This window comes from Streptomyces sp. NPDC002577, from assembly GCF_053594815.1.
In genome coordinates this window covers 428,913-442,942 of record NZ_JBSFWK010000002.1, presented here as the reverse complement: position 1 = coordinate 442,942, position 14,030 = coordinate 428,913, and the positions used below count along the sequence as shown (strand labels likewise).

12 protein-coding genes are annotated in these 14,030 nt (G+C 68.1%); 5 read left to right on the top strand and 7 right to left on the bottom strand.

Annotated elements, in window-relative coordinates; all coding sequences use genetic code 11:
* The first annotated feature begins 49 nt into the window (after window positions 1-49).
* On the top strand, window positions 50-796 hold the full coding sequence (ppgK, locus tag ACWD4J_RS05565; protein WP_451393987.1) for a polyphosphate--glucose phosphotransferase: 747 nt from the start codon (window positions 50-52) through the stop codon (window positions 794-796).
* 31 nt (window positions 797-827) lie between these two features.
* Here the strand turns inward: ppgK and ACWD4J_RS05560 are convergent, their stop codons facing one another.
* Entirely contained in the window at window positions 828-1,283 is a 456-nt protein-coding gene (locus tag ACWD4J_RS05560; RefSeq protein ID WP_451393986.1) for a DUF6542 domain-containing protein, read from the bottom strand.
* Between the two features lie 412 nt (window positions 1,284-1,695).
* On the opposite strand from ACWD4J_RS05560, the gene ychF reads away from it, so the two are divergent.
* The 3 genes from ychF to ACWD4J_RS05545 all read left to right on the top strand — a co-directional run bounded on the left by ychF (window position 1,696) and on the right by ACWD4J_RS05545 (window position 3,911).
* Window positions 1,696-2,784, top strand: a complete 1,089-nt coding sequence (ychF, locus tag ACWD4J_RS05555) for a redox-regulated ATPase YchF (protein WP_451393985.1) — start codon at window positions 1,696-1,698, stop codon at window positions 2,782-2,784.
* A 516-nt stretch (window positions 2,785-3,300) separates the two neighbouring features.
* Entirely contained in the window at window positions 3,301-3,585 is a 285-nt protein-coding gene (locus tag ACWD4J_RS05550) for a type II toxin-antitoxin system RelE/ParE family toxin (protein WP_451393984.1), read from the top strand.
* Window positions 3,582-3,911 (top strand): helix-turn-helix domain-containing protein, encoded by a 330-nt coding sequence (locus ACWD4J_RS05545; protein WP_451393983.1) that lies wholly within the window; start codon window positions 3,582-3,584, stop codon window positions 3,909-3,911. Before ACWD4J_RS05550 ends, ACWD4J_RS05545 begins: the two co-directional genes overlap by 4 nt.
* Before the next feature lie 772 nt (window positions 3,912-4,683).
* Here ACWD4J_RS05545 and ACWD4J_RS05540 read toward each other — a convergent pair.
* Window positions 4,684-4,854, bottom strand: coding sequence for a hypothetical protein (locus ACWD4J_RS05540; RefSeq protein WP_451393982.1), 171 nt, complete (start codon window positions 4,852-4,854; stop codon window positions 4,684-4,686).
* A 193-nt stretch (window positions 4,855-5,047) separates the two neighbouring features.
* Here ACWD4J_RS05540 and ACWD4J_RS05535 point away from each other — a divergent pair, with 193 nt between their 5' ends.
* The gene (locus tag ACWD4J_RS05535; protein WP_451393981.1) at window positions 5,048-6,481 is read left to right on the top strand and encodes an ATP-binding protein; all 1,434 of its coding nucleotides are present in this window, start codon (window positions 5,048-5,050) and stop codon (window positions 6,479-6,481) included.
* 342 nt (window positions 6,482-6,823) lie between these two features.
* On the opposite strand, the gene ACWD4J_RS05530 is transcribed toward ACWD4J_RS05535, so the two are convergent.
* The 5 genes from ACWD4J_RS05530 to ACWD4J_RS05510 form a co-directional block, all read right to left on the bottom strand.
* The gene (locus ACWD4J_RS05530) at window positions 6,824-9,301 is read right to left on the bottom strand and encodes a carbohydrate binding domain-containing protein (protein WP_451393980.1); all 2,478 of its coding nucleotides are present in this window, start codon (window positions 9,299-9,301) and stop codon (window positions 6,824-6,826) included.
* A gap of 134 nt (window positions 9,302-9,435) precedes the next feature.
* Complete coding sequence (locus tag ACWD4J_RS05525) at window positions 9,436-10,350, bottom strand: glycoside hydrolase family 43 protein (RefSeq protein WP_451393979.1); 915 nt, start codon at window positions 10,348-10,350, stop codon at window positions 9,436-9,438.
* Entirely contained in the window at window positions 10,347-11,300 is a 954-nt protein-coding gene (locus ACWD4J_RS05520) for a carbohydrate ABC transporter permease (RefSeq protein WP_451393978.1), read from the bottom strand. The genes ACWD4J_RS05525 and ACWD4J_RS05520 overlap by 4 nt, the downstream gene beginning before the upstream one ends.
* Before the next feature lie 54 nt (window positions 11,301-11,354).
* Complete coding sequence (locus ACWD4J_RS05515; RefSeq protein ID WP_451393977.1) at window positions 11,355-12,227, bottom strand: carbohydrate ABC transporter permease; 873 nt, start codon at window positions 12,225-12,227, stop codon at window positions 11,355-11,357.
* Window positions 12,228-12,315: 88 nt separating this feature from the next.
* The gene (locus ACWD4J_RS05510) at window positions 12,316-13,587 is read right to left on the bottom strand and encodes an ABC transporter substrate-binding protein (RefSeq protein WP_451393976.1); all 1,272 of its coding nucleotides are present in this window, start codon (window positions 13,585-13,587) and stop codon (window positions 12,316-12,318) included.
* Between the last annotated feature and the right edge of the window lie 443 nt (window positions 13,588-14,030).

Here is a 14,030-nt window from a genome sequence, read left to right as displayed (position 1 = left end):
CGTACGCGTCCGGAGGAGAGTGCCGGGCGGGCGCCGTAACGTGGTGCCCATGCAGATCTTCGGCGTGGACATCGGCGGTTCAGGTATCAAGGGTGCTCCCGTGGACCTGGACCGCGGCGATCTGGCGGACGACCGTTTCAAGGTGCTGACCCCCCATCCGGCCACGCCCGACGACGTGGCCGGATGCGTCAAACAGGTCGTCGACCACTTCGAGTGGAGCGGCCCGGTCGGCATCACGTTCCCGGGTGTGGTCACCGGCGGCGCCACCATCCGCACCGCCGCCAACGTCGACAAGAGCTGGATCGACGTCGACGCGCGCGCCCTGCTGAGCGAGCGGCTCGGCGGCCTCCCGGTGACCGTGGTGAACGACGCGGACGCGGCAGGGGTCGCCGAGATGCACTTCGGCGTGGGACGCGGCCGCAAGGGCACGGTCATCCTGCTCACCTTCGGCACCGGCATCGGCAGCGCCCTGTTCGTCGACGGCAGGCTCGTGCCGAACACGGAGCTGGGCCACCTGGAGCTGCACGGCAACGACGCCGAGAAGCACGCCTCCACGAAGGTCAAGGACGACGAGGGCCTGAGCTGGGAGCACTGGGCGCGACGCGTCCAGAAGTACCTGGCGCACGTCGAGATGCTGTTCTCGCCCGAGCTGTTCATCATCGGCGGCGGCGTCAGCCGCAAGGCGGACAAGTTCCTGCCGCTGATCAAGGGCATCAAGGCCGAGATCGTGCCCGCGGAGCTGCAGAACAACGCGGGCATCGTGGGCGCGGCGATGCGGGCGGCGGAGCAGGCGTAGCCGCGCCGTTCCCCACGCGCGGCGGGGCCCTTCAGGCGGTACGGCGCCGCGGCCGAGGCGGCCGCGGCGGCCGGCGCCGCAGTTGTGCGCGCCGTCGTGCCATCATCCTGATCTTGCGTACGGTCGTGATGACCCCGGTGATCAGCGTGCCTCCGTACAGCCAGCCGGCGTGCATCGCCAGTGCCGTGACGATCCCCATGATCCGCTCGCCGAAGCCGCCCGAGCCGTCGATGATCGGCAGCAGCCCGACGACGAAGGCGATCGGCACCACGATCGGTGCGGTGACCAGGTCGGCCGGCCGCACCCAGAGCGCGGTCAGCGCGCTCACCGGCAGGAACAGCACGCCGTACACGATGAGCGAGCCGCCGAAGACCACCTGGTCGATACAGGCGAGCATGAACATGACGGCGGAGCAGAACAGCCCGATGCCGATCCCGGTCAGGCGCGGATTCGGCATCCGGCGCACGGCCTGCACAAGCCTGGGCACACCACGTACGAAGGGCGTCGCGGGGCGGTCCGGCGGGGACGCCGCCGGCTGGACCGTGGCAGGCCGGCCACGTCCGCTCTGCGGGGGGAGGGGCGCGGTGCGTCGCGGCCGGGGCTTGGGGGGACGCATCCTGTGTTGCTCCACCGGTCCAACCTAGGTCTGGTAATAGGCGCAATACGTCCAGAGACACGCGTTTTGGCCGATCTTGGCCATCCGTTCGCCGCACTCGGCCCTACTGCTGGACGCGCAGAGGCCCGTACGGCCGGAGGCGGATCCGGGGGCGGATCCGGGGCGGGTCCGGGACGGCGAGGGGCCCGGCCCCCGCACGCCGTAGACTGGTGGATCGGCCCGCCCGCTGCTCAGGGCGCGCCGTCCACCCAGCCCTCACGTCTCACGTACGGGAAGTCGCAACGTGTCGCTCACGATCGGAATCGTCGGCCTGCCGAATGTCGGCAAGTCGACCCTGTTCAACGCCCTGACCAAGAACGACGTGCTGGCGGCCAACTACCCGTTCGCCACGATCGAGCCCAACGTCGGCGTGGTCGGTGTCCCGGACGCCCGCCTCACCAAGCTGGCCGAAATCTTCTCCTCGCAGCGCACCCTGCCCGCCACGGTCGACTTCGTCGACATCGCCGGCATCGTGCGCGGCGCCAGCGAGGGCGAGGGCCTGGGCAACAAGTTCCTCGCGAACATCCGCGAGTCCGACGCGATCTGCCAGGTCATCCGCGCCTTCAAGGACGAGAACGTCGTCCACGTGGACGGCAAGGTCTCGCCGAAGGGCGACATCGAGACGATCAACACCGAGCTGATCCTGGCCGACCTGCAGACCATCGAGAAGGTCCTGCCGCGCCTCCAGAAGGAGTCGCGCATCAAGAAGGACATCCAGCCGAAGGTCAAGGCGGTCGAGGAGGCCAAGGAGATCCTGGAGGGCGGCCGCACCCTGTTCGCGGCCGGCATCAAGCAGGGCGAGGCCAACGAGGACCTCCTCCATGACCTGCACCTGCTCACCGCCAAGCCCTTCCTCTACGTCTTCAACGTCGACGAGGAAGAGCTGATCGACGACGCCTTCAAGGCGGAGCAGCGCTCCCTCGTCGCCCCGGCCGAGGCGATCTTCCTCAACGCGAAACTGGAGGCGGACCTCGCCGAGCTCGACGAGGACGAGGCCCTCGAGCTCCTCCAGTCCGTCGGCCAGGACGAGCCCGGCCTCGCCACGCTGGCCCGCGTCGGCTTCAACACGCTGGGCCTGCAGACGTACCTGACCGCGGGCCCCAAGGAGTCCCGCGCCTGGACGATCAAGAAGGGCGCCACGGCCCCCGAGGCGGCCGGCGTCATCCACACCGACTTCCAGAAGGGCTTCATCAAGGCCGAGGTCATCTCCTTCGAGGACCTGGTCGAGTGCGGCTCGGTCCACGACGCCCGCGCGGCCGGCAAGGCCCGCATGGAGGGCAAGGACTATGTGATGCGGGACGGGGACGTGGTGGAGTTCCGCTTCAACGTTTAGTCGCCGCCATAGCGTCGTTGCGGCGATCTAGCAAACGAGCAGGTCAGGCGGGGTCGATCCCATTCGGGGTCGGCCCCGTTCGCGTACCCGTTGCTGGATCCGTGCTGGTTTTCCTGACGTCTCGTCACTTGTCGTCGTCCCTGGTCATCCGTACTGCTGCTGGAACGACGCTGGATCGGAACCACGGCGCGCTTGGGGGATCTGCGGGGCGTCGGTCACGGAATCCGTAGCCGCCAGGCCGTTGCGCCGCCCCCGGGTCGGGGCTGGGCAATGGCCACAGTTCGGCGCTGTGTAGTGGCTGTTGTGCGGCCGTCGTCGTTCGGTGGCGACCGGGCAGGTGTGCGCTGACTGACGCAACGCGTCGAGGGGCAGGAATATGAGCTCTGAGTTATATTTGTGGGGTGGCATGGGAGATCGTGCTCTTGGAGCCGGTGAACGACTGGTTCCTGGAGCTGTGCGACGCCGAACCGGAGACCGCTGTGCTGGTCGAGCGAGCGAGCGATCGATCGTCTGGCGATGGTGGGGCCCGCGTTGGGCAGGCCGTTGGTCGATACGCTGTGCGGGAGCAGCCTGGCGAACCTGAAGGAGTTACGGCCGGGGTCGAGGGGACGCACGGAGCTGCGCCTCCTGTTCGTGTTCGATCCTGATCGGGAAGCGATTTTCCTGGTGGCGGGAGACAAGGCCGGCCGGTGGTCGCAGTGGTACGACGAGGCCATTCCGCTGGCCGAGAAGCGCTACGCGGCTTATCGCGAGGAGAAGAGCGCGCAGCAGGAGCGGCAGACGAAGGGAGACGCGCGATGAGCCCGGCACGTCGTTGGCAGGACGTGAAGGCGGAGGCGCACCGCCGCAATCCGCGGATGGACGATCCGGAACTGCGTGAGCGCGCCGACGCGCAGCTCGACGCTCAGGTCGCCGGCTACCACCTGCGGGAACTGCGCAAGCTCGTCGGCAAGACGCAGGCGGAGGTCGCTGCGCTGGTCGGGGTGTCGCAGTCCCGCATCTCGCAGATCGAGAACGGCGACATCGAGGCGATGGAACTCGAGACGCTGCGGGCCTACGCGGCTGCCCTTGGCGGCCGTGTCGACGTGACTGTGTCCATCGGCCCGCACGCAGTCAAGGTGGCGTGAAGGCGGAGATCGGGCCTGAAGCAGGTTCCATGGTCAGCCGGCCAGGGGTAGTGGCACTAGTGCGCGGGCGCGGTCGTGAAGGGCGCGGGCGGTGGTGTTCTGGAGGTACGGGCGAGCAGGCCCGCACTTCAGTTTGCTCAGCGCGTTGAGCAGGACGACACATTCCTTTGAGCCACTGCCATGGGACGGAACCGCTGTCGTTTGCCCCGTCGTTCCGGTGGTCGTTCCGGGTGTCGTTTCCGGGGGCGTCCTTGGATGCGACACCCTGGCTCGCGTCTTTCCCGCAGGTTGGGCGGCCTACGAGCCAGTGGCGGCTGGGGCCGACTGTATATCGGTGCAGCAACGCATCCCGACCTACCGACTGCCTCGGCCCGCGCGGCTTCATGTGGTGGGTTGATCAGCCTGGGTGTGAGGCCGGGTCGCGAGCCGTAGTGATCGGTGGCCCTGCGGTCTGTTTCGGCGGGATGAGGGCTCGTTGACGGTCCTGCTGGGGGTCGCCGGAAGGTACCGCCGGTCCTCCTTGCCGAGGTGCATCGTGGGTACTGCCTGCCGCCTGCCGGTTGGCTTTCATCGTGGGGCTGCTGTGCATCTTGGTCTATGGCGAGATTGATTGAACCCTCTGTCAATCTGAGGCTGCTTCTTCCCTGTTACTTCATGGCAGGCGCTTCTCAGGCCGCGCGGGCGGGGACCGGGAGGAACAGGTCCTGCCATTGCCGTCGCAGGAGGTCTTCGTTCAGATCGGGGCGCAGGTCGTCGGGGGACTGTGCCTCTCTTATGACCGTTCGTACATGAGGAGCAGGTCCGCGTGGTCGCCGAGGTCGTACTCGTAGTGCGGCCCCCAGTCCAGGTGCCGCGGCAGCACCACGGAGCCGGCTGTCGCCCCGACCGGTTCGTCGAGCGACTCCGGCAGTGCGTAGATCTTCGCGGCGGCATACCTGCTCATGACTTCAGCGTGCCGCAAGTGGGCTGCGGGGCTTGTGGGGGTCGCCGACCAGGGAGTCGAGTGGGCGTCTCGGGGGCGCCGGCTCGTCTGTCCTTTGTCGCTTGTCCGCACGGAAGCGAGCTAGCATCTAGGTAAGATTCAATCTACGTAACATCCAGCCTATGTTTTGCCGTGAACCGAAGGCGGGTTGCAGATGGAGTTCAAGGGCAGGGCGGCCGACCTGGACCTGCTGGCTCGGCAACTGACCCTGGTGGTCGAGGGCGCTGGTGCTACCCGTGGGCGGGCCGTGATCATGACGGGACGGCGTCGGGTGGGGAAGTCTCGCCTGGTCCAGGAGTTCTGTGACCGGTCCGGGCTTCCGTATGTCGTGTTCCAGGCGACCCGGGGCCGCAATGCCGTGGCCGAGCGGGCGGACTTCACCGCGGCCCTCGCGCAGTCCGCCCTGGCCGGGGCGGAGCTGGTGGCCGGGCTGCAGGCCGCCGACTGGAACCAGGCACTGCGCTCCCTGGCCGTCGCGCTCCCGGATGATGCCCCGAGCATGGTGGTGATCGATGAGGTGCCGTGGCTGGTGGAGCAGGACGCAGAGTTCGAGGGGGCGCTGCAGACGGTCTGGGACCGCCACCTGTCCGCGAAGCCGGTTCTGCTCGTTCTGGTGGGCAGCGACATGTCGGTGATGGAGGCGTTGCAGTCCTACGGGCGTCCGTTCTTCGGCCGGGCGGCGAAGATGACCGTACAGCCGCTGCATCTGGCCGATGTGCAGGCGATGACCGGTCTGGACGCGGCGGACGCAGTGGATGCGCTACTGATCACCGGGGGCTTCCCGGAGATCGTCCAGTCGTGGCGGCCAGGGATGAGCCGAGCGGAGTTCCTGCGCGAGGCGGTGGCCAACCCGCTGTCGCCGCTTCTGGTGGCAGGTGAGCTGTCGCTGCTGGGAGAGTTCCCCGAGGCATCCCACTCGCGGGCGGTCCTGGAGGCGGTGGGCAGCGGCGAGCGGACCTTCTCCACCATCGCCGCACAGGCCGGGGGCGCCGGCGCGCTGCCCTCCGGAACGCTCTCTCCACTACTGAACACCTTGCAGGCCAAGCGTGCCCTTGCCGCAGACCTGCCGCTGTCCACCAAGGCCGACACCAAGAACAAGCGCTACCGCATCGCCGATCCGTATCTGAGGTTCTGGCTGGCCTTCCTGCAGCGAGGGCTCCCGCTCATCGAGCGTGGCCGCGGCGATCTGGCCCTGGAGCGGATCGAGCGGTCCTGGACGACCTGGCGGGGACGCGCGGTCGAGCCGGTCATCCGCGAGTCGCTGTTGCGGTTGTTCCCTGATGAGCGGTGGCCTCAGACCGAGGCGGTCGGCGGCTGGTGGAACCGGCAGAACAACCCCGAGATCGACCTGGTCGGCGCCGACCGCGAACCCGTAGCGAGCGCAGTACATTTCATCGGCTCGGTCAAGTGGCTGGAAAACCAGCCGTTCGGCCGACGTGAATACGACGCCCTGGCCAGAGACGTCCTCACGGTGCCCGGCGCCGAACCGGACACCCCACTTGTCGCCGTATCCCGTTGCGGCATCGAGGACGGCCTGCCCCTCTCGGCGCACTGGGGGCCGGAGGATCTGGTCCGTGCTTGGCAGTAGCCGGGGAAGCGGCCGGGCTGTGCAAGGGTGCACGCGGCTCGGGACGCCAGCGACGGCGGGCCACGACCCCAGCCCATCATGGGTGCACCGGCCCGGCTCTGGCCCGAGTGAAGGGGAACGCCGGATGGGCGAGGATCCCCGCGCGCGACGGGGCTTTCCCCCGGTTGCTGGCTCCACGCTGGATCCCGGCCATCCGGGGCGTGTTTGCGCAGGTGACAGCCGAGCCGTCGATGTTCCGCTCGAACGTCTGACAAGCGCCTCATCGACGCCCGCCCGGTCGATCGCGTGCATGACACGCGGTCGGCCGGGCGGTTCTGTATCCCCGCACTGCGGGGCGTTTTTTCAGGAGAGTTTGATCAGGGTGTAGTCGTCGCAGTAACCGGCCGCCGAGCCCGCGTTCTTGTAGCAGTAGACGCCGGCCGAGGTGGTGGACGCACCCGTGGTGAAGAAGATCGGCTGCTGGGCGTAGGACGTCGTCGAGGTCCGCAGGTACGTCTCCGTACCGCCGAAGCTCTTCACGCCGATCGCCACCTCCTCACCGGCGGTGGCGACCTTGCCCCAGCCGGCCAGCAGATAGGTGCCGCTGGAGGTCAGACCGCTCGCCGTCTGGATGGCGCCGCTGGCGCTGACGCCGGTCTGGAGGGAGTAGGTGCCGCTGCGGGCGTTCGAGGCGACGACGCTGGACGCCGTGCCTGTGCTCTGGCCCCAGGGGGTCAGGGCGCCGGTCTCGAAGCCCGGGTTGGTGATCCCGTTGGTGGCGGACGACAGGGCCTCCACCGCGAGGTCGTCGCAGTAGCCGGCGCCCGAGCCGCCCGTGTTCTTCCAGCAGTAGACGGTGGCGGCGGTGTTGGTGGAACCGGTGGTGAAGAGGACCGCTGCCTGGGAGTACGACGACGTCGCCACGTTGGTGAACGTTTCCGTGCCGCCGTAGTTCTTGACGCCGATGGCGAGGGTTTCGCCCGCGTTGGCGACCTTGGCCCAGCCGGTGAGCAGGTAGGTGGTGTTGGGGCTCAGTCCGGTCAGGGTCTGGTTGGCGCCGCTGCCGCTCGCCTGGGTCGTCAGCGCGTAGCTTCCGGTGCGGGCGTTCGAGGCGGTCACGGACGGGGCCGCGCCGCTGTTGACCCAGGGGCTCATCGAGCCGGTCTCGAATCCGGCGTTGCTGACGAGGTTGCCGCCGGTGCCGTTGTAGGCGCCGATGTTGGGCGCCGCGGTGGCGGAGACGGTGTTGCCGAAGGCGTCCTTGCCGCCGTTGTCGCTGATGACCGTCCCGGCGCGGATCACCGGCGATGACGGGTGGACCTGGTAGGCGTCCTTGCCGGTGTACGAGGAGGAGCCGTCCGCGTTGCCCGGGTTGCGGAACTCGGGGTCGGTGACGACCTTGGCCGAGTCGGCCGGCTCGGAGGACGGGTGGGTGCCGTAGAAGAGGTTGTTGGAGTAGACCGACCCGGCGCTGGTGGTGAAGTAGCCGCCGGTGCCGTAGTTGAACACCGCGTTGTTGCGGAAGGAGAGGGTTCCGGTGACGCTCGAGCCCCGGCGCGAGTACAGGATCGGGGTGTTCAGGCCGCTCTTGTTGACGTAGATGCTGTTGTTGTAGATCAGCGGGACGGCGACCGAACTGCCGCTCTGGTTCGGGATGTTGCCGACGAAGTGGAAGACGCCCGTGCCGTGGGTCGGGGTGCCCGAGGCGGGGCAGCCGGCGTTGGTGCCGTCGTTCTCGCTGATGTTGTAGCGGATCACCGTGCCGTCGCTGGGGACGGTCGAGGTCGGCTCGTTGGCGATGGAGAAGGGCGGCATCACCAGTATGAAGCCGCCGAGGTTCTGGTGGCTGTAGTTGTACTGGAACGTGGTGTTGTGGTTGCCCCAGTCGACGTCGTAGCCGGTGCCGTCGGCGCCGTTGATGTGGCAGTAGACCTCGTTGTTCTGGACCACGGTGTTGGAGCTGCCCGACATCCAGATGCCGGCCGAGGCGCCGTTGCAGTACTGGCCGGACGGCGGGCAGGTGTTCTTGGCGCCGCCGTAGCCCGCCTTGTTGCCGTCGATCAGTGCGCCGTCGTTCTTGACGACGAGGATGTCGTCGGCGCCGTCGTAGGTCATGGTGTTGTTGCGGATGACCGTGCCGGTGGTCAGGCCCGTGCCCTGGCCGTCCCCGTCGGGGGTGACGGCGACGGCGATGCGGTCGACGTGGTCGAAGGTGTTGTTCTCGACCACCACGTCGTCCCAGGTGGAGACGGGCGTGGTGTGGTCCGTCTGGACGCCCACACCGGCGTTGGTGGAGTACCAGCCGCCGCCGTAGCCGCTGATGTTGTGGATGTACATGTCGTGCACCCGGATGTGGTGCAGGATGCCGCCGGAGCTGTTCTCGGCCAGCACGCCGGAGCGGTAGTCGGGGGAGGCCGCGGAGTTGGTGAGCTCCAGGCCGCCGATCTCCCAGTACTGCTGGTTGAGCAGGTGGATGACGGGGCCGGTGGCGCCGTTCGCGTTGATGACCGGCTTGGCGCCGGTGCCGTACGAGCCCATGGTGACGGGGCTGCCGGACGCGCCGGAGCCCTGCGGGGTGAGCTGGCCCGTGCAGGTCGTGCCGGCGGCGAACAGGATGCTGTCGCCGGCGCCGAAGGTCGTGTTGTTGACGCTGGTGACAGAGTTCCAGGGGCTGCCCTGGGTGCCGTTGCCGTTGCTGGAGGCCGCGCAGTTCACGTAGTAGGTGCTGTTCGCGGCCATGGCGGCTTGGGCCGGGACCAGGAGTGAGCCCGCCAGCGCGGCGAGCAGAGTCAGGACCCGTGACGTCCGAAGACCCGGACGGGTGGATCTGCGACGCTTCATTGCGACGCTCCTTGGTGGGGGTGGATGTGTCCACCGCGTCGCGGCTGCGACGCGGATCTTCGTGCACCGGGGGTGGTCCGGAGCACACGCCGCCCGGCGGACGCGCTGTGCGGCGCGTCCGCCGGGCGGTCGCTTCACCGTGGTGGGAGGGACGTCGGGAGGGATGTCTCGAGTACGGAGGCGTGCCGCATGCCCGGCGGCAGGGCCAGCGAGACGGGCTCCCAGTGCAGCCCGTCGTCGCTGCGGGCCGCTCCGTATCTCCCTTCGAGGAAGTGGTCGAAGATCATGATCAGTTCGTCGCCGCGGCGGAAGACCGACGGTCCTTCCACCACTGGGGGAGTGACCGGTCCTTTCGGGGAGCTGTACGGACCGCCGGGGGTGTCGAACGTGGTCAGATGGATGTCCTTGTGCGCGGTGGAGAGGTCGTTGGTGCCGCGTTCGTCCTTGAAGGCCATGAGGAAGCCCCCGCCGTCCAGCTCCCGCACGGTCGCGTCGATGACCGAGTGACCGGGGTCGAAGAAGAGACCGGGGGCCGAGAAGGCCTTGAAGTCCTCGGTGGTGCAGTGCCAGATGCGGTGGTCCTGGCCGACATGCTCGTAGTCGCGGCCCTCGGCCGTGCTTCCGGCTTCGACGACCGACGACCAGATGAGGTGGTACAGCCCGGTGCTGCGGTCCAGGAAGAACTCCGGCGCCCAGGCGTTGTGGGCTCCCTCCACACCGGCCATGACCGGGACGAGTTCCTGAGCCGACCAGGTGAGCAGGTCGGCGGAGGTCGCGTGGACGATGCAGGGGCTCGTCCAGCCGTCGGTGGCCAGCAGATGGAAGAGGCCGTCGGGGCCGGTGCCGATGAACGGGTCGCGCAGTCTTCCGGTGCCGACCGTGCCCCGCAGAACGGGCCGACCGCCGTTCACCATCACGAACTCGTGACCGTCGTGGCTGTACGCCAGGTGCAGCGCCTCGTCGGTGTCGGTGAAGTAGGAGACCACGTACATCAGCGGGGCAGGTCCTTCCGGGACGGCGGGGCGGTCGCCCCTGAACGGTGAGGTCATGACTTGACCGCCCCCGCGGACATTCCGGCGACCACCTGGCGCTGGAAGAAGATGAAGATGACCAGCAGCGGCAGAACGCCGAGCAGGGCGGCCGGGAAGAGCGTGGTGGGCTGCACCGTGTGCGGGTCGATGAAGGAGTAGGCGTTCACCATGACGGTGCGCTTGCCGGGGTCCTGCAGGAAGACCAGCGGAACCAGCAGGTCGTTCCAGATCTGCAGGGAGATGAAGGTCAGCAGGGTGCTGGTGACCGGGCGCAGCAGCGGCAGGATGACGACGAAGAACGTCCGGAAGGCGCCGCAGCCGTCGATGGCGGCCGCCTCCTCCAGGTCGACCGGGATCGAGCGGATGAAGCTGGTGTAGAAGAACACGGCCAGCGGCAGGTTCAGCGCCGTGTAGATGAAGACCACGCCCGCGTAGGTGTCGAGCAGGTTCAGGTCGCGCATCAGCAGGTACAGGGGCGCCACCACGACGAAGACGGGGATGGAGGTGCCCAGGATGAACAGCCGGTACACCGCGGTGGACCAGCCCTGGGTGATGCGGGCCAGCGGGTACCCGGCGAGGGAGCCGATCACGGTGATGCTCACGCACGACAGCGCGGTGATGACCAGGGTGTTGAGCGTGCTGGGGCCGTAGTGGATCTGGCTGAAGGCCGTCGTGAAGTTCTTCAGGGTCAGCGAGTGGGGGAAGCCCAGCGGGGAGCGTGCCACGTCCGACGCGGTGCGCAGCGAGGTGACGATCGTGAAGACGAACGGCAGGACGAACAGCAGCGTGCCCAGGCACAGCAGCACGGTGCCGAGGCCGCCGGCGGCGCGCCGCAGCCGGTCTGCGGACGGCTTGGAGGCCGTACGGGGGTGGGGGAGGCGGGCCGGGGACCGCTGGTCGTCCGCGTCGGTCTTCCCGACGTCCGATGGCCGGTTCCCGGTTTCCGGCGAAGAGATGTGTGAAGTCATGGTGGCGATCCGTCCGTTCCGACGTTTTCCTACTCGTTGCCTGTCAGCCGGCCGTCAGATGCGTCGCTCGCGCAGCCGCAGCAGGGAGTTGGTCGCGCTGGACAGGACGACCACGGTCACGAGGAGCAGCACCGACAAGGCGACGCCGAAGGCGAACTTCCCGCCGCCGAAGATGTTGCGGTACACCAGCAGGGTCAGGGTGTCGGTGGCGCCGGCCGGACCGCCGTTGGTCAGGACGAGCGGGAACTCGAAGACCTTGAGCGAACCGATCAGGCTGAGCGTCACGTTGACGGTCAGCGCGGGGGCGAGCAGCGGCCACTCGATGTTGCGGAAGCGCCGCCAGCCGCTCGCGCCGTCGAGCGCGGCCGCCTCCAGGAGTTCGGTGGGCAGGTTCATATAGCTGGCGAGGAAGATCGCGCAGGAGTAGCCGGTGAACATCCAGATGTTGACGGCGGCCACCGCGTACAGGGCGGTGGACGGGTCGCCGAGCCAGACGTGACGCAGCCCGCCGAGGCCGACCGCGTCCAGCATGGCGTTGAGGCCGCCGCTCGGCGCGAACAGGTACGACCAGATGAACGCGGCCATCACCGGTGAGATGAGGGTGGGCGTCAGCAGCACCACGTTGAGCACCTTGCGGACCTTCGGCCGGCGGAACAGCATCGATGCGAAGAGCAGGCCGAGGCCGTTCTGCACGACGACCACCACGACCGCGTACAGCACGGTGTGCCACAGGGCCGCGGTGACCTTCGGGTCGTCGGCCATGGCCTGGTACTGGTCCATGCCGACGAAGTGGGCGATCGGACCGCCGAGGCTGTCGGTCAGGCTCAGATAGACGCCGCGGGCCAGCGGATACAGCATGAAGAGGCTGTACACGGCGATCGCCGGGAGCAGGAAGGCGGCCATGGTGGCGCGCCGTCGGTGGAACACGGGGATCCTCCTTGACCGGGTGGGCCGCGGTGGGGGTGGGCGGGGAAGGGCACGCACCCGCACCGCGGCGGTTCCCGGGATGGCCGGACTACTTGGCGGACACCGCCGTCTGGATGTCCTTCAGGGTCTGCGCGACGGACGTCTGGCCGAGCAGGAACGCCTGGACCTTGGAGCCGCTGTCGGTCTCCGCCTGCCCGGCGAGCCAGGAGTTGGAGGGCAGCACGCGGTAACGGCCGTCCTTGAAGGCCTCGGTGAAGGCCGTCGTCTCCGTGGCGTCGGGGGTCGTACCGTCGGTGAACGGGGAGGCGGCGTGCTCGGCCGCCAGGTACTTGGCGAGGTTCTCGCTCTGCGACCAGAACTTCACGTACTCCTTGGCCGCGTCGGCGTGCTGCGACTGGGAGTTGACGCCCCACATGGTGCCGGAGAAGAGCATCGCGTTGGGCTTGGTGCCGGAGGCACCGCCCGGCCAGGGCGCGAAGGAGACCGGGAAGCCGGCCTTCTTGACGTTGGAGACCTGCCAGGCACCCTGGTACCAGAAGGCGCTCTTGCCGGCGCTGAAGTCCTGCGGGCCCTGTGCCCACTCGTCGACGCCGAGCTCGTTCTTCCAGTTCACGAAGCCCTTGTCCTCAAGGGTCTTGAGCTGCTCGAGCGGCTTCTTCCAGTCCGGGTCGAAGGACGCCTTGCCGGCCAGGAAGTCGGCGTCCCACTGCTTGTTCTTCTGGTACACGAGGGTCGAGGCGCTCGCCTGGAAGACGGAGCCGCCGGTCCAGCCGGACTTGTCGGGCAGCGCGATGGGCGTGATGCCGGCCTTCTTGACCTTGGCCAGGTCCGCGAGGAACGTCGGCCAGTCGGCGGGAACCTCGGTGATTCCGGCCTTCTTCAGCAGGTCCATGTTGGCGTACAGGCCGATGCCGATCAGCTCCATCGGCATGGCCAGCGTCTTGCCGTCGCTCTGCGCGAACGGCTTGGCGGCCGGGGAGATCCCGCTGACCCACGACTCGCCCGAGAGGTCCGCCAGATAGCCGGAGGCGCCCCACTTCTTCATCTTGTCCGTGTCGACCATGATGACGTCGCCGGCCTTGCCGCCCAGCAGTTCGGGCTGGAGCTTCTGCGTGTAGGTGTCGTTCGCGGTGATGTACTCGAAGTCGACCTTGATGTTCGGGTGGGCCTTCTCGAAGGCCTTGTTGATCTCCGCGACGTTCGCCGGCTCGGCGCCGCCGCCCTTCCACGCCTCCACGTGGATGGTCACCTTGCCGTCGGCGGAGGCACCGGACGACCCGCTTCCGCCGCATGCGGCCAGCGATATCGCCATGGCGGCGACCGTGGTGGCGACCGCGAGACGTCTCCCAGAACGCTTCATTGCACACCTCACCCATCGTCGGTACGGCCCGACGTGTCATGTCTGAAGGGGGTTTCGAGCGGTTGGCTCGTTTCTTGTGCGGGTGCAGCGTGGAGCACCCGTGAAAGGAGCCGGTCCGGCTCGGGTTGCGGCGAACGTTACGTGCCGATGTCGGGGACTGTAACGAAAAACTTAGAGGACATCTATACGTAACTTTGCGTGATGGGGCCCGTCGCTTTGAGTGTCCGTATGCGCCGACTGCAGGCTGCGGGTGCTCCCTCTGCCGGGTTTGTCGCGTCAGGCCCCGCTTGCAGGCAGGTCTCTTTACGGCCCCGCTGCCTTAACGTTACAGTTTCCTGCGTGTTGCGGAGTGAGCCCTGATGGCTTCGCCCGGTGGGCTTCGAGGCAGCTGGGCACGGGCTTTGGCAAGGTGGTACCTCGCCCGGGATCCGATGCGACGCAGC